Source organism: Acidobacteriota bacterium (assembly GCA_016196065.1).
Classification (GTDB): Bacteria; Acidobacteriota; Terriglobia; order Terriglobales; family Acidobacteriaceae; genus Acidiflorens.
Genome location: JACPYL010000008.1, coordinates 267,796 through 290,212, shown reverse-complemented (window position 1 = coordinate 290,212; position 22,417 = coordinate 267,796). Strand labels below are relative to the sequence as shown.

General features: G+C 58.0%; 15 protein-coding genes. 7 read left to right on the top strand and 8 right to left on the bottom strand.

The genetic code is table 11. The features are described from left to right. Positions 1–120 precede the first annotated feature (120 nt). Positions 121–4,524, bottom strand: coding sequence for a hypothetical protein (locus HY010_02340; GenBank protein ID MBI3474545.1), 4,404 nt, complete (start codon positions 4,522–4,524; stop codon positions 121–123). A gap of 139 nt (positions 4,525–4,663) precedes the next feature. On the opposite strand from HY010_02340, the gene nuoI reads away from it, so the two are divergent. Then, positions 4,664–5,194 (top strand): NADH-quinone oxidoreductase subunit NuoI, encoded by a 531-nt coding sequence (gene nuoI, locus HY010_02335; GenBank protein MBI3474544.1) that lies wholly within the window; start codon positions 4,664–4,666, stop codon positions 5,192–5,194. A 174-nt stretch (positions 5,195–5,368) separates the two neighbouring features. Next, a complete protein-coding gene (metH, locus tag HY010_02330) occupies positions 5,369–8,878 on the top strand; it encodes a methionine synthase (protein ID MBI3474543.1) in 3,510 nt (1,169 codons plus the stop codon). Positions 8,879–9,030: 152 nt separating this feature from the next. Here the strand turns inward: metH and HY010_02325 are convergent, their stop codons facing one another. Further along, positions 9,031–9,933 carry a formamidopyrimidine-DNA glycosylase gene (locus HY010_02325; protein ID MBI3474542.1) on the bottom strand — a complete coding sequence of 301 codons (903 nt, stop codon included), beginning with the start codon at positions 9,931–9,933 and terminating at the stop codon, positions 9,031–9,033. A gap of 159 nt (positions 9,934–10,092) precedes the next feature. Between HY010_02325 and HY010_02320 the strand changes: the two genes are divergently transcribed. Further along, positions 10,093–10,893, top strand: a complete 801-nt coding sequence (locus tag HY010_02320) for a dioxygenase (protein ID MBI3474541.1) — start codon at positions 10,093–10,095, stop codon at positions 10,891–10,893. Positions 10,894–10,918: 25 nt separating this feature from the next. Here HY010_02320 and cysE read toward each other — a convergent pair whose 3' ends face one another. Continuing rightward, positions 10,919–11,545: a serine O-acetyltransferase gene (cysE, locus tag HY010_02315; GenBank protein MBI3474540.1), complete on the bottom strand. Its 627-nt coding sequence runs from the start codon at positions 11,543–11,545 to the stop codon at positions 10,919–10,921. Positions 11,546–11,551: 6 nt separating this feature from the next. Beyond that, entirely contained in the window at positions 11,552–12,517 is a 966-nt protein-coding gene (cysK, locus tag HY010_02310) for a cysteine synthase A (protein ID MBI3474539.1), read from the bottom strand. A gap of 339 nt (positions 12,518–12,856) precedes the next feature. Between cysK and HY010_02305 the strand changes: the two genes are divergently transcribed. Next, complete coding sequence (locus tag HY010_02305) at positions 12,857–13,813, top strand: rubrerythrin (protein MBI3474538.1); 957 nt, start codon at positions 12,857–12,859, stop codon at positions 13,811–13,813. Between the two features lie 218 nt (positions 13,814–14,031). Here the strand turns inward: HY010_02305 and HY010_02300 are convergent, their stop codons facing one another. The 4 genes from HY010_02300 to HY010_02285 all read right to left on the bottom strand — a co-directional run bounded on the left by HY010_02300 (position 14,032) and on the right by HY010_02285 (position 18,999). Continuing rightward, positions 14,032–15,003: a polysaccharide deacetylase family protein gene (locus tag HY010_02300; protein MBI3474537.1), complete on the bottom strand. Its 972-nt coding sequence runs from the start codon at positions 15,001–15,003 to the stop codon at positions 14,032–14,034. Positions 15,004–15,135: 132 nt separating this feature from the next. After that, positions 15,136–16,128, bottom strand: a complete 993-nt coding sequence (locus tag HY010_02295; protein MBI3474536.1) for a homocysteine S-methyltransferase family protein — start codon at positions 16,126–16,128, stop codon at positions 15,136–15,138. 64 nt (positions 16,129–16,192) lie between these two features. Continuing rightward, positions 16,193–17,371 carry an FAD-binding oxidoreductase gene (locus tag HY010_02290; protein ID MBI3474535.1) on the bottom strand — a complete coding sequence of 393 codons (1,179 nt, stop codon included), beginning with the start codon at positions 17,369–17,371 and terminating at the stop codon, positions 16,193–16,195. Then, positions 17,368–18,999, bottom strand: a complete 1,632-nt coding sequence (locus HY010_02285; protein MBI3474534.1) for an NAD(P)/FAD-dependent oxidoreductase — start codon at positions 18,997–18,999, stop codon at positions 17,368–17,370. Before HY010_02285 ends, HY010_02290 begins: the two co-directional genes overlap by 4 nt. A gap of 122 nt (positions 19,000–19,121) precedes the next feature. On the opposite strand from HY010_02285, the gene HY010_02280 reads away from it, so the two are divergent. From HY010_02280 to HY010_02270, 3 genes are all read left to right on the top strand, one after another. After that, positions 19,122–19,832, top strand: coding sequence for a TetR/AcrR family transcriptional regulator (locus tag HY010_02280; protein MBI3474533.1), 711 nt, complete (start codon positions 19,122–19,124; stop codon positions 19,830–19,832). Then, positions 19,829–20,965, top strand: a complete 1,137-nt coding sequence (locus HY010_02275; GenBank protein MBI3474532.1) for an aromatic ring-hydroxylating dioxygenase subunit alpha — start codon at positions 19,829–19,831, stop codon at positions 20,963–20,965. The genes HY010_02280 and HY010_02275 overlap by 4 nt, the downstream gene beginning before the upstream one ends. A 109-nt stretch (positions 20,966–21,074) precedes the next feature. Beyond that, on the top strand, positions 21,075–22,394 hold the full coding sequence (locus tag HY010_02270) for an amidohydrolase family protein (protein ID MBI3474531.1): 1,320 nt from the start codon (positions 21,075–21,077) through the stop codon (positions 22,392–22,394). Positions 22,395–22,417: the final 23 nt, after the last annotated feature.

Below are 22,417 nucleotides of genomic sequence, written 5' to 3'. Positions count from 1 at the left end.
AACACTCGATACTATCGCATCCCTAACGGCCGGAAGAGTCGATGATCCCGCCGACGCAACAGAAGAATGTGCCACTCGCCGCCGTGCCGTGAAGTTTCCAATCACCAAACTACAAATTTCTCACTGGATCGTGAGGTTGAAGGTCACACTATGCTGCGCCTGTGGCTGCGTGGCTTCCGTTACAGTGACGGTGATTGCGGACGTCCCGGACGGCGTTGGAGTTTGGATATTGACCGTGGCATCTCCAGACCTGCCACTGTCTGCCTGAGCGCTGGCTGTTACCGTGACTGCCCCCACCGGAAGCGCCACCGGAGCCGTGTACAGTCCGTTCGCATCGACCGTCCCGTTTGCGGCTCCGCCGGTTACAGCCCAAGTCACACTCTGGTTAGTCGAATTGTGGACCGTGGCTGCGAACAGTTGTGTCTGCGGTGGTGCTCCGTTCAGGTTCGGATAGAGAGTATTCACAACGCTCGGATTCACCGTCACGCTCACTGGCGGTGGAGGTGGAGGAGGTTCATTCTTCGCGCCGAGTCCTCCGCACGCGATGAAGGTTGCCAAGAAAATCAGCATCATACTCAGCGCGAGGAGGTTGCAGCGGGGCAGCCGTTTCCTGGCCAGTCCGATGAGCATGATGCCCGCCAGTGGTAGCCCCGTGAGCAGTCGGGGAAGGCGGTTTTGACCGTGCGATGGCCGCTGCGTTCCCCCAAACGGTCCCGCCGTCAGGATGCTCAGGCCCACGCTCGTCGCTGGTCCGCCCGCGGCAATCTGCGGAGGATTGAACACACACAACAGTCCGGCGGGAAGCCCTGAACATACATAGGTCACCGCCCCGCTGAATGTGCCGCCACCGATCGGCGCCAGCATGAGCGACGTCGTCGCCGTCTGTCCAGGCTGCGCCGTTGCGTCTGCCATTGATGTGGGGACTTGCACATCCGTATTCACGGTTAGTGTTTTGTTGGTCGATGCGCGGGCCAACGTTCCGTCACTTCCCTGAATCGTGAAATCGAACACTGCCGCGGTGACGCTCCCCAATGTGACTGTAAACGGGGCTCCGTTCGCTGTCGGCACCAGCGATGCAGGCGTGAATTTGCACGTCCCGGGTTTTCCTACCCCGCACGAAAGAACGACCGTCTTGTTGTATCCATTGATAGCCGTCAATGTACCGGCCCATTGGATCGTTTGCTGTGCCAGTACCGTGGATGGATTCGCCGTGACCGCCACTGCAAAATCCGGCAGCGGCGCAATCACTCCGAGCGTGAGCGGTTGCGTCTTCGGCGCGGGTGCACCCGCAGTTGCGGCCTGGATCGTGATTGCATAGCTGTTCACCGCCACACTCGACGGCACCGATACCGTCAACGACACCGTGACCGGGTTCGCCACAGTCGGACTCACCGTAGCCGACGGCAGGAAATTGCAGGTTGCCCCGGTTGTAATCACCGTCCCCTGGCAACTCAGCGTCACAGCTCCTGCAAACGATCCCAATCCCGTCACTTGAAACGTTGTGGTGTTAGAGGTTCCACCCTGTTGCGCGGTGACCGTACTCGGGACCGGCGGGCTCAATCCGAAATCGACAACGTGCAGCGCAACCGCCGCGTCGTGCGTGATCGAGTTGCCATCCGCGCCCACGCCGTGGATGTTAAAGCTGTAGTCCCCCGCGGTGTTCCCGCTGTTCATCGAAACGCCGAACGCAGCACCGCCCGCCGTCGGAGTAATTGGATTGCCCGGAATCGTGCACGCTCCCGGAGCACCCGTTCCGCAACTGAGCGTGACTTTGCTCACGTAGCCATTGACGGACGTCAGCGTGCCATTGAATGCCGCCGTCTGGGTCGGAAAAACGCTGAGCGGTGTATTAGCGACTGCCAGTTGATAATCCGGAGTAGTCGCCAGATCGAATTCCCAGATGCCCCGCCCGTAGGTGGAAGCCCGCAGTCTCTTCGCGGCTCCAGAACTAAATATCCGGATCCCCGACACGGCCACGTTTGGCAAATATCCTGAAGCGCCCGGCTGAGCCAGGGGACCAACTTCAGTCCAACTTGCCACCGCCGTCGCACTGACAAATACACCGGTATCCGTGGCGGCATATATCTGTCCAGCATTCGAGTCGACCAGCAACGCGTTTACTGGAGAGTCCAACAAGCCATTGGAGGTATCGCCAAACGGAGTCCACGTTTGCCCCGCGTTCGCAGTCTTGAAGATATGTGCGTTGCCATCGCCCACAAATCCCATGATCCCGACGTAAGCTGTCTGCCCATTGCCCGCCGAGTTATCAAGTGCGACCGATGAGATAGTGTAATTCAGTGGATTGATTGCGCCCGTAACGTTCGACATCTGCGTGGTCGCGGCATTTGTCGTAACCCACACCTCGCCGCCAAATGGACCGCCGCAACTTCCAGTACAGTTCGGCCCGGATCCCTCGGTCGTGGCATACACAACGTTTGAAAAGCTGCCCTGAGTCGGGCCGCCTGCTGCCAGCCCCCGCACCAGATTGAATTCATTCCCGGTGCAAGTGCTATTGCTGAGCACATCAAAATTCACGCTCAGCGGGGAAAACGCCGTGCCCGCAGTGCTGCCGCGCCACATCCGGCATGTTCCCACTAGCATCTCGCCTGCGTTTTGCGGATCGAGAATGAAAGGCGTATAGAAAGGACCTTCATCTCCGCCGACGGTCGCATTCGTCACCACCGGAGAGAAGGTGTTTGTGTTGCACGCAATTCCCTGGTTGCATTCTTCAATGCTGACACCCGTATCAGAAGTGAACCACTGCGCGGGCGTTACAGGATTAATGACGCTGTATCCGCTGTCGCCCCCTTTGACAGTGATCCACTCCGAATTCGATGTCGCCGCGTTCGTTGCTGGAGAGCCGTTGTCCTGCGATCCTCCGAGCACTGTGTTCGGATCAACCGGATCATTCGAAAACGATACGAACTGTGTCAGCGATCCCAACTTCGCGTTCAGATTGTCGAACTGATTGTTTCCCGCCGTGTTGCACGATCCGATATTCAGTCCCGTGTATCCATCCAGCGCCCGATAGAGGCCGCCATCATTGCCGAAGTACAGGATCGCCTTTCCATTCGCCACCATCCAATCCATTCCGTGCTGGTCAGGATGCACCTGCGCCTTGCTGCTGCAGAAGCCGTAGGCGTGCGTGAGGTTGAGCCACGCATTGGGCAGATTGGCATCCACCGTCGAACAGGAAGTGGCGCTCGCGAGAAGTTTGCATTTGAAAAGATTCACGGCTCCCGCGTAGAGATCGGTCACGCCTGCTCCGTCCGGCACCGCAGCCAGCGTCAGGTTGTAATAGCCTTGCTCCGCGCCGCAGCCGTCGAAGTCGCCACAATTGGTCAGGCCATTTTCGGAAATTTGTGTCCACGCTCCGCCGCTGATCGACCGCCAGATTCCCTGGTCAACCGCATCGCCGTTGGAATCGAGACTGACGAACCATAGATACATCTCATCGCGGCCGGAAACGATCGCCAACTGTCCGCGATAGATCGGACAATTCTCCTGCGCCGAACATGCCGATGTCAGCGGAGCCGGTTGATTCGCCGGTCGCGTCCAGTTCGTTCCATCGAGTGACGTGTACAGTCCATGACCGCGCACCGCCGCCACGAACTTTCCCTGGATCGCGTTGTAAGCCATGTCCGTAGCGGAAATCGGCCCGCCATCGGGGAGCGATTGAAACGTCCACGTCACGCCGCCGTCCGCCGACCGGTAAAGCCCGCGATTGGTGGTACTGGTAATCTCGCCTTCATTGAAGCCCTTTGCGGTAGTCGCAGTTGCGGCGACCACGATGTTGGTTTGTCCGCTGCCTCTGCTCCAGGCAAACTTTGCCACGCCCAGCCCCGCGAATGGATGGCTGCCTCCATCGGCGGACGGAATCAGCGTCCAAGTTTCTCCACCGTTGATCGATCGCAAAATGCCCACGCCGTAGTAGCTGTCGATGGAGTTGTTCGGCTCCCCCGTCCCAACCAGCACGACCGCTCCATCTGGCTTAACAGAAACCGTTCCGGTCGCGAGCGACGCTTCCTGATCCGTTACCGGCGTCCAGATCACATTCGCCGCGGATGCGGTCGCATTGGTGGATTTCCATACGCCGCCATACGCCCCGCCGAGATAGACCGTGTTGCCAGTCGAGTCCGTCGGATCAATCGCAACCGATGTCACGCGCCCCGAAACCAACCCATAGAAATTGTTGTCGGAAACCAGCGGCGCCGGGCCGAGCCCAACCCATACGGATCCCGTCAGGTCGAAAGATCCGGTCCGCGAGGTTGCAGTCTCGCGCTGTGCTCGCATCGCCATCTTTTGCTGGTGTGCCCGCAAGCGCAGCGCTGCCGCGGCACTCCCCGCCTGAGCCTCCCGCCCACGCCGCATCCACTCCGCGCGTTTCGCCGGACGATCCTGGTCACGCGCATCGACGGAATCATATTCCGACCGTCTCTTCGAGCCTTGACCGAGTCCGTTCGTGACCAGCAAAGTGAGAACAAAAAGAGAAGAGAGAGAAAGGCGTAGATATTGGGTAGTCATAGGTTTGCGCTGCAAGGAGGGAACTGCGTCCAACCTACAAGCCGCGGTTATGCGGGTCTGTGACTGCGATCACTCTGAATTTGGTCGGTTTTCACCCCACCCTACCCGCCATTCACGCCATCCGCTATACTAGTCAGGCATGTCCGTGATTAAGAACACCGCCGCGATCGTCCAGGGAATGGGCATTACCCTGAAGGAAATGTTTCAGCCCACCATCGTCGAGAACTATCCCGACGGTCCGGGCCCTCTGAAGGGTGCGAAATTTCAGGAGCGTTTCCGAGGGATGCACGTCCTGCAGCGCGACGAAAACGGCCTGGAAAAGTGTGTGGCCTGTTTTCTGTGCGCAGCCGCCTGCCCTTCGAACTGTATTTACATCGAAGCCGCCGAGAATACCGAAGAGAAGCGCGTCTCGGGCGCCGAGCGTTACGCCCACGTTTACAACATCGACTACAATCGATGTATCTTCTGCGGATATTGCGTCGAGGCCTGCCCCACCGACGCGATCACTCACGGCCACGGTTTTGAACTGGCTTCTTTCAACGCCAGCAACCTGATTTATCGCAAAGAACAATTGCTGTCGATCATGCCGGCCCATATGGGTGCCAACTCCGTGTTCAGCGGAGCGGAGCCGGAAGGCGCCGCACCGGCGCTGGGAACTCAAGGGAGCTAGTCGACTTCGCAATTTTGAGATTCAATCCAACGCCGGTCCCCAGCGGGCCGGCGTTTGTGTATAGAAAGCGTCGTTGGCGATTCGTCCTTTGCTGTTCGCGGGACCCCCGTCGACGAGATAGCGAATAGCGAAGGACGAACAGCGAACGACGAATAGCGAACGACGCTTTGACCAATGACTGATTTTCTCCAACTCGTGCAAGACCGTGTCGTCGTCTACGACGGCGCCATGGGCACCAACATCCAGGTGCGCAATCCCAGCCTCGACGACTACTGGGGCAAAGAGAATTGCAGCGAAGTCCTGGTACTGAGCCGTCCCGACATCATCAGTGACATCCATGCAGCCTTCTTCAAGGTCGGCTGCGATGTGGTCGAAACCAACACCTTCGGCGGAACGAGTCTTGTCCTCCGTGAGTTTGAACTCGAAGATCGCGTCGAAGAAATCAATATCACCGCAGCCAAGTTGGCTCGCGCAGTCGCGCAGCAGTTCTCCACCAAGGACAAGCCGCGTTTTGTTGCCGGCTCCATGGGCCCGACCACCAAGCTGCCGTCGCTCGGACACATCGGCTTCGACGAGATGTTCGCCTCCTACGAACAGCAGGCACTGGCTCTGATCGAAGGCGGAGTTGACGTTCTGCTGATCGAAACGGCGCAAGATCTGCTGCAAGCCAAAGTGGCCACCGCTGCCGTGATCGAAGCGATGCGCAAGGCCGGGAAGCGCCTGCCCGTCACCGTGCAGGTCACGTTGCAGGAATCCGGCACAATGCTGCTCGGCACCGAAATCGGCGCCGCGCTCACCGCGCTCGAACCGTACGACATCGATATCATCGGTCTGAACTGCGCCACCGGTCCGGCTGAGATGCAGGATGCTGTTCGCTATCTCGGTCTGAACTCGACCAAGCACATCTCGATTCTGCCAAACGCCGGCCTGCCGCAAAACGAAGGCGGACACGCCGTCTACAAGCTGTCGCCAGAAGAGCTCGCAAAGTATCACAAGCATTTTGTCGTGGATTTCGGTGTCCGGATCGTCGGTGGCTGCTGCGGAACCAAGCCCGAACACTTGAAAGCCGTGGTTGACGCCGTCAGCAACGTGGAACCGGCGAAGAGGGAAGTGAAGCCGGTCGGCGCGGCGTCGAGTGCGTACACGACCGTACCGCTCGATCTCGAACCCAAGCCTTTGATCGTCGCCGAGGAAATGAACACCACCACGCGCGTGGACCATTTCCGCAAGCTCGTTCAAGGCAAGAAGTACGACGACATTCTCGCGCTCGCGAAAAAACTGACCAACGAAGGCTCGCACATGCTCGACCTGTGCTGCGCCATCGTAGGCGAAGACGAAAAAGGCTACATTTCGGCAATTCTCGAGAAGGTCGCGACCCGCGTGCCCGCGCCGATCCTCGTTGATTCGACCGAAGCCGACGTCATCGAAGAAGCGCTCAAGCGTATTCCCGGCAAGGCCATCATCAACTCAATCAACCTCGAAGACGGCGAGAAGCGCACCTCCAAGGTTCTGCCCATGGCGAAGCGCTACGGCGCCGCCGTGATTGCACTCACGATCGACGAAGAAGGCATGGCTCTTACTGCTGATCGCAAGGTTGCGATCGCGCACCGCATCTTCGATCTCGCCACAAAGAAGTACGGTATTCGACCGGTCGACATTATTTTCGACGCGCTCACGCTTCCGATCTCGACCGGGCAGGAAGAGTACCGCAGCGCCGGCATCGAAACATTGAACGCCGTCAAGCGCATCAAGCAGGAATTGCCGGAAGTAAAGACCATTCTCGGCTTGAGCAACATTAGTTTCGGACTCGATATTTATCCGCGGCGCGTATTGAATTCTGTCTTCATGCACGAAGCGGTCGACAACGGCCTCGATATGGCGATTGTCAATTACAGCAAGGTGTATCCGCTGTACAAGATCCCGCACGAAGAGGTGGAACTCGCGCGCAAGCTGATCTATCAGGATCGCTCGGCAGGTGATCCGCTGCAGGTCTACATGCAGCATTTTGCCGGGACGAAAGGCAAGCCGCAGGCGCAGACTGCCGCTCACGTCGATGCGCTTTCGATCGAGGACAAGCTGAAGTACGCCATCATCAACGGAGAGAAATCCGTCGGCGAAGGCGCGCAGAAGAAGACGCTCGATGAACTGTTGGAAGAGGCTCTCACTCAGTACACGCCGCTCGACCTGATCAACACCGTCCTGCTCGACGGCATGAAGACGGTCGGCGACCTCTTCGGCGCGCGGAAAATGCAGCTTCCCTCGGTGCTGGATTCCGCAGCCGTCATGAAAGCGGCTGTCGCCTACCTCGAGCCGAAGATGGAGAAAAAGTCCGGCTCGCAGCAGAAGGGCACGATCATTCTTGCGACCGTGAAGGGTGACGTTCACGACATCGGCAAGAATCTCGTGGACATCATCCTGTCGAACAACGGCTATAAAGTCGTGAACCTCGGCATCAAACAGGCGGGCGACGTCATCATCCGTGCCGCCAAAGAACACAACGCCGACGCTATCGGACTCAGTGGCCTGCTCGTAAAGTCCACGCTCGAGATGAAGTACGTGATCCAGGATCTCCAGCAGCAGAGTCTCGCCTACCCGGTGATCTGTGGCGGAGCGGCTCTGACGCGCAAATATGTAGAAGACGATCTGCGCCGCGAATATTCCAACGCCGTCTTCTACGGCGAAGATGCGTTTGCCGGACTGCACGTGATGGAAGACCTGGTCGCTGGCGGCGGCCAAAAAGCGACTCGCCTCACCGAAGGCAAGACCGTGAAAGAGTATGCCAAGGCCACCGCTGTCGACGAAGAAACCGGCCCGGTATTCGCCGAGCGCAGTCCAGTCGTCACCGATGCGCCCAACATTCCGACCCCGCCGTTCTGGGGCGTGCGGGTTATCAAGGATTACGACCTCAACGAACTCTTCCCCTTTATCAACGACACGGCACTCTTCAAGAACCAGTGGCAGCTCAAGACCGCTGCCCAGGAAGACTACGCGCGCCTCGTCGAAGAGAAATATCGTCCGATCAAGCACAAGCTGCAGGATGAAGTTTTAGCCAGTGGCCTGTTCGAGCCGAAAGTTGTCTACGGATATTTCCCCGCCCAAAGCGACGGCAACGACATCATCGTCTACGACCCGGGTAAATGTGGCGCGGGCGCCCCCGCCCGCGAGTCGAGCGAAGCTCGACAAGAACTCCTGCGCTTCACATTCCCGCGCCAGCGCGAAGGACGCAAACTGGCCATCGCAGATTTCATCGCTCCCAAGGCCTCTGGAAAAATGGACGTCCTGGGCTTGTCGCTGGTCACCATCGGGCCGGGAGCCTCCGTCGAAACCCAGCGCCTATTCGAAGCCGGAGAATACACGCGCTATCTCTACCTCCACGGACTAAGCGTAGAGACCGCCGAAGCCCTTGCCGAATTTCATCACAAGAAGATGCGCGAAGAACTCGGCATCGGCGGGGAGGACTCGCCGCACACCCGTGACCTCTTCCACCAGAAATATCGTGGATCACGCTACTCGTTCGGATATCCCGCGTGCCCGAACCTGGAAGATCAGACCAAATTGTTCAAATTGCTCGATCCGGAAAAGAACGTCGGCGTCCGCCTGACCAGCGGATTCCTTCTCGAACCCGAGCAGTCGACATCCGCGATCGTCATCCATCATCCGTCGGCGAAGTATTTCGTGGTGTAGTTGCAACCCTCATTGCGCTGTCATCCTGAGCGCAGTGAGTCCGCACGAAAAGCGAGCGGACTTACGAAGTCGAAGGACCCCGACACTGCAGATTGAACAAACGCCGCTGCAAGGCGTTCTAACCCGAATGCTCGACTCACGAGAGTGCGAAGTCACTTCTCCCGCTTCAGCATCTCCAACTCTTCTGGCGTGCGCGGCCAATCCTCGCGCAATAGTCGCGACAAAGCGCGGTCCGCCAGCAACTTTCCTCCCGTCTGGCACACCGGACAATAGTTCGTCTCATTCGACGCGTAGCGAATGCGCTGAATCCTGGCGCCACAACGCAGGCAAGGTTCCTTGTATCGCCCATGCACTGCCATCCCCGGACGAAACGCCGTGACCTTCTCAGGAAATTCATCGCCTGCCTCAGCGCGCAAGCGTGAAACCCATTCGCGCAGGTTTTCGCGCACCGCCACATACAGCCGCTCGATCTCTTCCGGCGTCATCTTTTGTGTCAGCCGGATGGGAGAGAGCTGTGCCTGAAACAAAATCTCATCCGAATAAGCATTCCCAATCCCGCTGAACGAGCGCGGATCCGTAAGCGCCCGCTTCAGCGTGTGATTTGAAGAAGTGAGTACGGCGGCGAATTGCTTCAGGCTCGCATCCAGCACTTCCAGGCCGCCCGGATCAAGCGCGCGCAGGCCAGCCTCCCCCGCGACAACGTGCAGGGAAGCGCGTTTGCGAGACCCCGCTTCGGTCCAGAGCAGGCTGCCATTCCCGAAATCAAACGCTGCCAGCCCGCGCGGCGGAGAAACCTTGATACCGCGTTTCTTCCAATGCAGCCGTCCCGCGATCATCAGATGGAGCACCAGCCACAGCTCGCCTTCCAAACCAATGCAGATCCGTTTGCCCATCCGGCGCAGCTGCACGACTTGCTTGCCTTCGACAGAAGACACCGGCGGATTCGCCGTGCGCAGCAGAAAAGGGCTGGCGATCCGCACCTGTTCGAGCGTTTGTCCGAGGATGCGTTTCTCGATCGCTTCGATGTAGACGACAATGTCGGGTAGTTCGGGCATGAGTGCGAGGCGTTCCGGTTGGTATATCGTAGCGCTTCGATGCGCGATCTGTATTGCTTCCACGCCGAAGGTGCAGGTTATCCAAGGGTCGTGAATCCTTTTCAGCTCCAAATACATCTGTTATAACGACTATTGTTGTGATGTTGACCCGAGGCGAAAATGAGTGAGCCCAAGAACAACCAACTCCAACCCGTAGTCTTCGTGTCTCACGGGTCGCCCATGGCCGCGTTAGAGCGTGGGCTTTACGCGCAGGCATTGAACCGGTTTGGAAAATCCGTCGCGCCCTCGGCGATCCTTGTTATCTCCGCGCACTGGCAGGAGCGCGACATCCGCATCGCGTCCGCGCCGCGTCCAGAACTGATTTACGACTTTGGCGGATTTCCTCGCGAATTGTATGAGATGAAATATCCCGCGCCGGGATCGCCCGATTTGTCTGCAGAAGCGGCAGCGGTGCTGAAGCGCGCAGGCTTCGGCGCCCAACTGGACGACCATCGTGGATGGGATCATGGAGTCTGGGTGCCGCTCCATCTCATGTTTCCCGAAGCGAAGGTGCCCGTCGTAGAAATCTCCCTGTCCACGCAATCCACACCGCAAGAGTTGTATCGCGTCGGAGAAGCTTTGCGTGAATTTCGCAAGAAGGGCGCACTGATCGTGGGCAGCGGCGGAATCGTCCACAATCTGCGCCTCATGAACTTTGCACAGCAGGACGCGGTGCCGGAAAGTTGGGCCAGCGAGTTTCAGGATTGGGTGCAGGACAAGATCGAGCGACACGACTTGACGTCACTCTTCAACTACCAGGCGATCGCTCCACATGTTGCTCGCGCGGTTCCGACCGAGGAGCACTTCGTTCCAATATTTCCTGTGTTGGGTGCGGCTGGAGTTGGCTACAAGGTCAACTCGATTTTTGAAGGGATCGAGTACGGCAACATGTCGATGTACACTTTCGCGCTTACCAGTTAACAGAAGCGATATATGACATCGAATGTCATATATCCCGGTTCTCCAGTTTTTCAACTCGCTGGACGACTTCATGCAGCGCATCCGACAGCGGATCGCGAATCTCGCGCGGATTCGTAATCACCACTCGCTTGCCGTTGCGGAAGATGATATGACCGGGCACGCCGACGATCGTGGAATTGTCCGGTACGTCGTCAATCACTACCGAAGCGGCACCGACACGTGAATTTTCTCCGACCGTGATATTTCCGAGTACCTGAGCTCCTGCGCCGATCACAACTCCGTTGCGGATGGTTGGATGACGTTTGCCTTTGTCTTTGCCCGTTCCGCCAAGCGTTACACCTTGATAAATCGTGACGTCGTCTCCGACGACTGCCGTTTCGCCAAACACCACGCCCATGCCGTGATCGATAAACAGGCGCTTGCCAATCTCGGCGCCTGGATGAATCTCAACTCCGGTGATCGCGCGCGCCCACTGCGAAATCAGGCGCGCCACCAGAAAGAGCCGGGCTCTATAGAGTTGATGGGTGAGGCGATAAATCCAGACCGCGTGCAGCCCGGGATAGCAGAGCAGCACCTCCAGGCGCGACTTCGGCGCCGGATCGCGCTCCATGATGGAGGTGATGTGTTCACCGATATTGCGAATCAGGCTCATGATGGTTTATGCCGCGACAGTTTCCATGGCCAGTGCCTCCTGGCGCAAGTGATCGAACAGGATACTGGTCAGGTAGCGTTCCCCAAAGTCCGGCAGCACGACCACAATCAGTTTGCCAGCATTTTCCGGACGGCGCGCAATTTGCACCGCGGCATGCGCTGCCGCTCCACAGGATATCCCGCTGAGCAGTCCTTCTTCCTGAGTAAGCCGCTTTGCCATTTCAATCGCATCTTCGTTCGAGACCTGCACCACCTCATCAATCAAGTCCGTCCGAAGAATCTCGGGAACGAAGCCGGCGCCGATCCCTTGAATTTTATGCGGACTCGGTTTACCGCCCGAAAGTACAGGACTGGCGCTGGGTTCCACGGCAATCGCTCGAAACGACGGTTTGCGCGCCTTGATGAATTCTGACACGCCCGTGATGGTGCCGCCCGTTCCAACACCGCACACGAGTATATCGGCCTGTCCGTCGGTATCGTCCCAAATTTCCGGGCCGGTCGTTTCGCGGTGGATCTTCGGATTGGCAGGATTCGAAAACTGCTGCAGGATGGCGCCGTTTGGAGTATCGGCCAGGATCTGGTTGGCCCGCGCGATTGCGCCCGGCATTCCATTCGGACCCGGTGTGAGAACAATTTCCGCGCCGAACGCGCGCAGCAGCACTCGCCGTTCGAGACTCATTGTCTCCGGCATGGTGAGGATCAACCGGTATCCGCGCACTGCCGCGACAAATGCCAGCCCGATTCCCGTGTTCCCACTGGTGGGTTCGATCAGTACGGTCTTGCCGGGCTGAATCTTTCCGGCGCGCTCCGCTTCGTTGATCATGCTGACGCCGATGCGGTCCTTCACGCTCGCGCATGGATTGAAACTCTCCAACTTAGCGACTACCGTCGCGGACGCGCCTTTCGTGATCCGGTTCAATCGGACCAGCGGCGTTTTGCCGATCAGTTCGGTTACGTCATTTGCGATTCTCATGAAATGCTCCTGTGATTCTTGATGTTTAGGATTGCCGTAAGGAAATGGGCGCAGCCAGTGAATTCTAACGACAACAACAGCAACAACAGGCGCAGGGGCCCTGCGAGAACCGATGAGAGCGGTATGGAGAGGCTAGAAACATAAGAAAGCCGCTTCGTTCTAAAGCTAAATCTATCACGCCGCGGGCGTGCCAGTCACATAGATGCCTGGAAACGAGGTACCGTCGCATTTGATATCGTGTCAGGTGCTAGGTCTCAGGAAATTCGATACTTTGTGAAGAGTCTGTTTTCCTGACACCTAACACCTAAGACCCGACACCTGTTTTTCCCTAGGAGCCTCATGGCGCGCAAATTCAAGGACTTATCCGAGCGTGAGATTCTGGCGCTTGCGATTGCAGCAGAGGAAGAGGATGGCCGGGTTTATGCGGATTTTGCCGACGGGCTCCGCGAAACCTATCCCGCCACCGCCAAGCTCTTTGAGGACATGCGCGAGGAAGAATCGCAGCACCGCTCCCGCCTGATCGAAACGTATCGCGAACGTTTTGGTGAGCACATTCCACTGGTTCGCCGGCAGGACATCAAGGGCTTCATTCAGCGCCGCCCCTTCTGGCTGACCCGTCCGCTGAAGATCGCCGACGTCCGCAAGCAAGCTGAGATCATGGAACTCGAGACCACCCGGTTCTACGAACGCTCCATGTCGCAGGTGACGGATGCCGGAATCCGCAAGCTGCTCGGCGACCTCGCCGAGAGCGAGCGCAAACATGCCGTGGCAGCAGAAGCGCTCCAGGAAAACATCACTCCTGATGTTGAGAAGACCGAGGATGAAGCGCAACGCCGTCTCTTCGTCCTGCAAATTGTTCAGCCTGGCTTAGCCGGACTGATGGACGGTTCCGTCTCAACTCTGGCTCCCGTCTTCGCCGCTGCCTTCGCGACCAAGAGCAGTCACGACGCCTTCGTCGTCGGACTCGCCGCTTCGATCGGAGCCGGCATCTCGATGGCATTCGCCGAGGCGTTGTCGGACGATGGCTCGCTCACAGGCCGCGGCCGTCCAGTCTTGCGAGGCGCAGTTACGGGACTTATGACTGCAGCGGGCGGCATTGGTCACACGCTGCCGTTCCTGCTCAAAGATTTCCACGCAGCCTTCGTTGCTGCCGTGGTGATTGTGGCGCTGGAACTCGCAGCCATTGCGTGGATTCGCAATCGCTACATGGACACACCGCTGCTCTCGGCTGCATTTCAAGTGGTCGTCGGGGGAGTGCTCGTGTTTATCACGGGGATTTGGATTGGGAGTTCGTGAGAGGTGAGCAGCCCCCAACTCAAGAAATGTCATCCTGAGCGGAGCGAAGGATCTGCTTTCTCCTCGCTGGCAGCAAAAGCAGGTCCTTCGCTCCGCTCAGGATGACAGTCTCCAAAAATGACAGTCTCAAAAGATTACAGTCTCAAAAAAGGTTCACGGTACGAATTTCAGCCATGCCGCAAAGGTTCGGACGATTCGGACGCTTGGTGCCGGTGCAGCTACGGCTGCGTCGGCGCCAGCACCTTCCACTTGTCGATCACAGCCTGCGGAAACGGCGGAGCTCCCTGCGGAATCTTGCCTTGACTGATCGCCCAGTGCTCGATCCATCCAGTGCCGCCTTCGCCGACATAGGTGTCGGGCAAGCTGTACGCTCCGTCGCTCAGCGCGTCTTCGAGGGTAATGAAGCGATAGCCGCGCTTACGAAACAAGTCGAGCAACTCACCGATGTGGTCGGCTTCCAGTTGGTTCGCGTGCAGCAAAATAATCTGCTTCGGCTCGTAGCCGACAATTTGTTTTGAAAGCTGTTCGGAATAAGCGAACGACGCGTCGCTGTAAGCGAGATAGCTCTTTGCCAACTCATCCTGCGCAGCCGTGTCCCCGCGTCGCTTGGCATCTTCGTAGACGGCGGCGTATGCCCAATCCCATGCGTCCAGTGTGATGGGAGCGATGTGGTATCCGCGCGCGGTCAGGAACGCATCCGCCTCGCGCCGCGTTAGCAGATCGCGTCCCGTATCGAGATATGGATGCCGGAAGTACCGCATCTTCATCTTGTGCTCGGCCAGCAGCAGGGTCGTGACACTCTCGCCCTGGATCACTTCGTCTTCCCAGGCTTTCAACCCAACCTTATTCAGCGAAGCATGACTATAAGTGTGATTGCCCAGTTCAAATCCGAAATCGAGCCACATGCGGAGGGCGGCGATACGCTGGTCGGCTTCTCCCGGTTTGTAGATCTTTTTCTCGTTGACGAATCCAACCACCGGAATTTTCTGATCGTGGAGCGTTGTCAGCAACTTCGTGGTCATCTCGGTGATGGCGGCCGCGGACAGTACATTGGAACCCGCCGGCAAGTCATCAATCGTGATGGCTACCTGGCGGTCTGGCTTGTTGTCCGCCGCCATTGACCTGGAGGGACTCCCGAAGATGCAGAGCACGCATACGATCGCAAGCAGTGTGGAGACTGGCCTGGGCATGAAAGCCCTCCTTGACGAAGCGCTTCCTCGAAGGTGCCGCCGCCAACGGGGGAGCGATTTTTGGCGCAGCGGTTCCGCCGCTGCGATGACAAGATTACTCCTATCCGGCATGAACCGCTGAGATATTGCGCTCTACTTCGTCGTCATCTGATCGTGATCGTAGTATTCGTACGCAGACATCGGCTTTGTGCCACCCTTTTTCCAGATGCGCGATTCTGCCGGCAGCTTGCCGAGGACGCGAGCCATTTCCCGGACATGTTCCGATACCGATCCGCAACACGATCCGATGTAGTTGATGCCGATTTCCTTTGCGCGGAGCGCATACTCGCCCATTTCCTTGCGCGTGAGTTGCAGGGGATCGAGCCCGTATGGGAACTCTTCGAGGCTGGTAAAGTCAGGCTTCTCTTTCGGAGTGCGATATCCGACCGGCTGGCAGGCAAGATATCCGCTCACAGCTTTTCTCATCTTTTCCATCGACGGCAAGGTGTGTTCCGGCGAGCGCAGACAGTTCATGCCGACAATGTCGGCGCCAGCATCCAGTAGAGTCTTGGCCGTTTCCTCTGCGTTCTTGCCTTCGGCCGTCTCATCCTTGTTCTCAAAGCAGATCGTGACCATCACGGGCAGGCCAGTCTTCTTCGCTCGCTCCACGGCCAGCAAAGCCTCGCCCAGCCAGGAGAATGTTTCGCCGATGATGAGGTCGACACCTTCGTCGCACTGGACCCGGAGCTGTTCGTCGAACGTCTCGCGCACGCGATCCGCCGCCGAGGCGCTGCCATGCTCGTACATCCAGGTCAGGCTGAGGTTGCCCGCGACCAGGCACTGATCGCCCGCAACTTCTTTCGCGACGCGAACGGCCGAGCGATTGATGTCCTCGACGCGATCTTCAAGGCCGACGGTCGCCAGCTTGTCGCGGCTCGCGTAGAAGGTGAGAGCCTGCAACACTTCCGCTCCCGCTTCGCGGAACTCGATGTGCAATTCGCGCAACGCGTTCGGATACACGATCGCAACCTCGGGAGTGAACGGGCCGGGCCGCACCCATCCGCGTTTCTCCAGTTCGAGTAGGTAACCGCCGTCGCCGAGAACCGGCCCATCTTTCAGACGTTCGAGAATGCCTTTCTTTGCCATGACTCCTCCTGAAAACTGCAGATCCCTCGCTTCGCTCGGGATGACAGAACCTAATAAGTGGCACTTAATCGTCTTTGTATTCAAATTTTGCTTTGATCGGCTTGCCTTCCGCAAAACGCGAAGGGCGAAACGCAGTAACGTCGACCGTGGTCGCCGCTCCGTCGAGAATCAATTCCGACATCACTAAGCCGATGGCGGGAGAGATCTTGAATCCCATTCCTGAAAATCCGGCGCAGAGATAAAGTCCTTCGACGCCCGGCACCGAGCCTAGTAGCGGCCGCGAATCTGGCGTCATGTCATAGACACCTGTCACACCGCGCATCACTTCTGCATTTTCAAGCTTCGGAACTCGCCGGCTGGCGCGTTCGATGATCTCTTCCAGTTCCGTTTCCGATGCACGCTGCGGAAAATTGTCGGGATCGACTGGCCGCTTGCCGTAGAAATCGCCAATGAGGAACTTGTCGCTGCCATCCGAACGAAAATAGGTGGCGGTTACGGAATCGATGCAAGCGCATCCGCCACTTCTCATGGCAGGGGCATTCTTTAGAATCGCAACCTGATGGTATTCGGGCTCAATCGGCGGATCGAATCCCGCCGGCTGAAGCAAAGGCCTTGTCCATGGCCCGGTTGCAGCGATCACGACCGGAGCGTGGATGGCGCCTGCTGCTGTTTCCACGCCGCGCACTCGTCCGCCCTCGACCAGCAACGATGCGAATGTTTTGGGCAGATACGTTGCACCTTGATCGCGCGCTCCACTCAGAAAATCGTTGGCCACTACGTTGCCGTCGCCGTAACCAGAATCCGGTTCGTAGGCGGCAAGCTCGACTTCGTTGACCACCCAATCCGGTTCCAGTTCGTGCAATTGCTGACGATCGATCAATTCAACGCCAGCGCCGAGTTCGCGCTGCATGGCCACGTTTTTCTTAAGTATGTCTGTTTCACCCGGATGCACGATCCGCACAAAACCTGTCTTACGAAACTCGCCGGCTTCGCCCACGATCTCGCGCCAGTGCTGAAACATCTTTAAGCTCACCAACGCCATCTGCACTTCAGGCGCGAAGCTGTAGTGCATGCGGACCAGCGCGGACGAACGGCTGCTGCCACCGCTGGCCACGTGATCTTTGTCGAGGACGGCAATGGATCCCGCCTTGCGGCGCGCCAGATGGAAGGCAATCGACGCTCCCATTACCCCGGCGCCGAGGACTATGAAGTCGGCCGTTCGCGTTGCGCCATTCGCACTCACGCCACGGCCTCCTTGAATTTGCCGCGCTTCCAATCGCGGAGAACCTGGTGTGCGGCATTGTGCCCGGGAGCGCCCGTGACACCGCCTCCCGGATGCGCGCCTGCTCCGCAAAGATAAAGCCCTGCAATTGGCGTTCGATACTGTGACCAGCCTGCCACCGGGCGATTGAAGAACAGCTGTTCGAGATTGAGTTCTCCGTGGAAGATGTTGCCTTCCGTCAAGCCGTAAGTCCGCTCAAGGTCGAGCGGCGTCAGCACCTGTCGCGCGATGATCGCGTTCGGCACATTCGGCGCGTATTCGGCGATCTTGCGGACGACGCGGTCCCCAAGCAAGCCGCGATTGTCATCCCAATTACCTTGCCGCAGTTTGTATGGGACGTATTGCACGAAGCAGGTCATCACATGCTTGCCGGGAGGACAGAGTGACGGGTCGGCATTGGAGGCGATGACGCAGTCCACCCAAAGCTGTTCCGGAATCTCGCCGAACTTGGCGATGTCGTAACAGCGCTCGGCGAATTCGAGCGAAGGCACCAGCGTAAAAAGCGAGCGTTGCTGCGCATCGTAGTTGCTGGGCGTGCCGGTGAAACGCGGCTCCTCGGAGAGGACCATGTTCACTTTCGCGCAGGGGCCGTCCATCTTGATGCCTTTGATTGCATGCACAAAGTCAGACGGCAGATCGTGTTCTGGAACCATCTTGAGAAAAGTCCGTTTCGGATCGGCGTTTGACAGCACGACGCGAGCGCGAATCTCGGTGCCATCTTCCAGAACAATTGCGCGCGCCCTTCCTTGACGGGAGTCAATCTGTGCGACCGAAGCACCGGTGCGAATCTCGACGCCGAAGCCGCGGGCCGCCTCGGCCATCGCACCCGTGATCGCGCCCATGCCTCCCATGACGTGGCCATAGAATCCCTGCAGTTCGTGTTCGCCGCCGCTCAACAGGTGAAACAGCAGGCCCAGAGCGGTTCCCGGCTGATACGGCCCGCCGTGTTTGCCGTAGACGTTGTTGGCGAGGAAGAGAGTCTTAACTTTTTCGGATTCGTAGTTGCGATCGAGGAAGTCGCCCAGGCTGCCGGTGAGAAAAGAAACGAGCTCGGAGATATCCGCACTCGAGATCCCACGAAATCGTTTGCCGACTCGCAGCAGATCGGCCCATCCTCCCAGCGAAGTTGTATCAACTTCTGGCGGAGGCTCGAGGAAGAACGGCTGCAGGTAGCGAGCCAGTTTTTTCAAACGATCATCAACGCGGATGAACGTTTCCGAATCTCTCACCGAAATCTTGCGTAGTTCCGCGACCACACGATCGCGATTCGACCACCACGAAACAACTTGTCCATCGGGGAAGGGAACCTGCAATGCGGGATCGCAGGGCACCATGCGCAATCCATGTTCCGCGAGTTTCAGATCGCGAATCACTTCCGGGCGCAACATGCTCGCGATGTAGGACGTTGTGGACGCGCGACAGCCAGGAGCGATCTCTTCGGTGACGCAACATCCGCCCACAATGTCCCGGCGCTCAAGCACCAAGGTGGACAATCCGGCGCGCGCGAGGTAGCAGGCAGCGGTCAGCCCGTTGTGGCCCGCGCCGATGACAATGGCGTCGTAGACACGATTTCCGGCTGTCGTTCTCATGAATGACCTATGGTCAAGAAAGGTCCCCGCCCCGGGTAAGCGAAATTAACGGAACGCAAGGAAAAAAGCCATTGAAAAATGGTTATCTAGTGCTGTATCGTGCCATTGACTCGGGGTCAAGCATGAATGGAATTGCCAGCAGTCTGGCCAAGCCCACGCAACTGCGGTCTGATGGAAAACCGCGTCCGCGATCGGAGGCCAAGCGCGCTCGAATCGTCGACGTAGCCATCCGCCATTTTGCGGAGCACGGTTACAGCGCGGCGCGCGTGGAAGATATTGCCGCCGAACTTGCCATCGCCAAGGGATCGGTCTTTCAGCATTTCAAGAGCAAGGACGGCCTGTTTTTCGAAGCCTACAAGAAAGCCGTACGCTCCTTTCCGAAATATATGGAGGCCCCGCCCGAGATTCAGAAGCAGGGCTTCTTCGAGATGTTGCGTTACTGGCTGGGCCGCACCGAACACATGGTGCGCGACAACTGGGCGTCCTATCGCATCTACCTGGTGGGGAACTACGGTACTGACCTCGCGTTGCGTCGTGAGATCAACCGCTTCCTCGTTGCAGAAGATCCTTATGGATGGCGCGATTTCGTTCACTATGGAGCATCTCGCGGCGAACTTCGCCAGGATCTTGACGCTGACATGATCGGCTCGATCCTGGAGTGGACCATGGATCGTTTTCAGGACGCACTTCTCACCGAAGAACTCGATCCCGGATTGTTCCGTAAACAAGGACCCGTGCCCGAGAAGAAGGAAGCCAGGATCGAACAATTTACGGACCTACTTCGCCGCGCCATCGGATCGGAAAAGATTCAGCACTTAGGAAAGAAAGCATGATCCTGGACAAGCCTATCGATCAGATCCTTGCCTCCTACGACGACAAGGCCGCATTGTCGGACGCTTACACGATTCCTGCGCCGTGGTATGTCGATCCCCGCGTAGCCGAGTTAGAGCGGCAGGTTGTTTTCAGCAAGACCTGGCAGGTGATCGGGCGTGTCGACCAGGTGGAAAAGCCGGGCCAGTTCTTGACTGCGACCGTAGCTGGCGAGCCGATCGTCGCGGTGCGGGGGAACGATGGCGTCTTGCGCGCGTTTTATAACGTGTGCCGCCATCACGCGGCAGCGGTTGTTACCGAACCCTGCGGACAAGCGTCAATCCTGCATTGTCCTTATCACGGCTGGAACTATGGCCTGGATGGCGCGCTCAAAGGCATGCCGGAATTCGACGGCGTAAAGAATTTCGAGCGCAAGGACAACGGACTGGTTCCTGTGAAATGCGACACCTGGGAGACGCTGGTGTTCGTCAACCTCGATCCGCAGGCGACTTCGTTGCAGGACTTTCTCGGTGGAATGGTGAAGCGGGCTGCTCCTCTGGAATTGCACAAGCTGAAATTCTTCGCCACGCAGTCCTACGACATCCACTGCAACTGGAAAGTTTTCGTCGACAACTATCTCGACGGGGGATATCACGTTCCGCATCTCCACAAGGGCCTGAGTTCGGTGCTCGACTACAAGCAATACACGATCGAAAACGAAGATCGATATTGCCTGCAGTCGAGTCCGATGGTGAGCGGTAATGAAGACGCTGCCACCTCCAACACGCGCCGCGGCGATCGTGCCTGGTATTACTGGCACTATCCGAATTTCATGTTCAATTGCTACGAAGGCTACATGGATACGAACCTCGTCATCCCGGTGGACGTTGACCATTGCCGCGTGATCTTCGATTTTTATTTCAGCGATATCAGCGAGCCCGCGCGGGCCTATAACGAGCAAAGCGTGGCTGTCGGCAATCGCGTGCAGGATGAAGACCTGGGCATTTGCGAAGCCGTGCAGCGCGGATTGAAGTCGCGCGCCTATCAGGCGGGACGATTGTCGGTGAGGCGGGAAGCGGGCGAGCAGTTGTTTCATCGGTTGTTGGCAGCAGATTTGCGCGCCGCGGTGGGAAAGACGGCGGTTGCGGCCGATTAGGTTTGAGGCGAGAGTACCGTCCCTGCGGGACTTGATCCTGGAATTCTCTGACCCGGCACTTACGTGCCGGGCTTTCACATTACGCCGCTTCGCGGCTGGAGCGTCTTTGATGCGCGTTCACTCAATCGAGAAGTCAGTGTTCTTTTCAGTCTTTTTGTTCTTCGTCTTGGCCTCGGCCGGCATTGCTCAAGTCACCGCTGTCCGCGCGGGGCGGCTCATCGATCCTGACTCCGGCACCGTCCTCACTGACCAGATCGTTCTGATCCAGGGCAGCAAGGTTCAGGCCGTCGGCAAGGGTTTGCCAATTCCTGCTGACGCTACTGTGATTGACCTATCCACGAAAACCGTTCTGCCCGGACTGATCGACTGCCACACACACGTCGCGGACGGCCACGGTGACGGCGAGCCTTTCAACGTACTCAAGAAAACGGCGTCGCAGATCGCGCTGGAATCCGTCGCCAATGCCCGGAAGACACTGGAGTCGGGTTTCACAACCGTGCGTGATGTGGGAACGTATCGAGCGCTCAACGACGTCGCTCTTCGCGATGCAATCATTCGAGGTGACATCATTGGCCCACGAATGTTTGTTGCTGGAGCATACATTACGATCACCGGCGGCGCCGGCGCGATGACTGGACAAGCGCCTGATATTCAACTTCCCTGGGATTTACATTACGGCGAAGCCAATAGCCCATGGGAAGTCCGGCAGAAGGTTCGTCTCCTGGCTCATAACGGCGTCGACGTCATCAAGATGCTCTCGACCGGCGCCGTCCTCACGCACGGCAGCAGTCCCATGTCGATTGAGTTCACGCCGGAAGAGCTTCAAGCTGGCGTTGAAGAAGCGAAAAACTTCGGACTGCGAGTTGCCGTCCACGCTCATGCGCGGGAGGGCATCAAGAACGCGATTGTGGCCGGCGCCGCCTCGATTGAACATTCCGAGTACATTGACGACGAGATCATCGCCCTTGCGAAGCAACACGGCACTTACCTTGATATGGATATCTACGACGAGGAATGTATCCAGGCTGGCGGCAAGACCGGGCAAACTCCGGCGGATTTTCTCGAACATGATGCCGGGCTCGCTCGCGTGCAACGCGAGAATTTTGGCAAGGCGGTCCGGGCAGGTGTGAAGATGTCGTTCGGCACCGACCTCGGCGTATGCCCCTACGGCACGAGCGGCAAACAGTTCGCTTTCATGGTCAAGTATGGGATGACCCCGATGCAGGCCATCCAGTCTGCTACGACCAGCGCCGCCGAACTGCTTGGACACTCAAACGAAATTGGATCGATCAAGCCAGGAAAATTTGCGGACCTGGTTGCCGTCAGCGGCGATCCGCTCAAAGATATCAGCGTGCTCGAAGACATTGAGTTCGTGATGAAGGAAGGCAAAGTCTATAAGCAGGGCGGCAGTGCGTCGTGCCAGAAATAATTCGTGCTCGCCGGTCTCCCGGC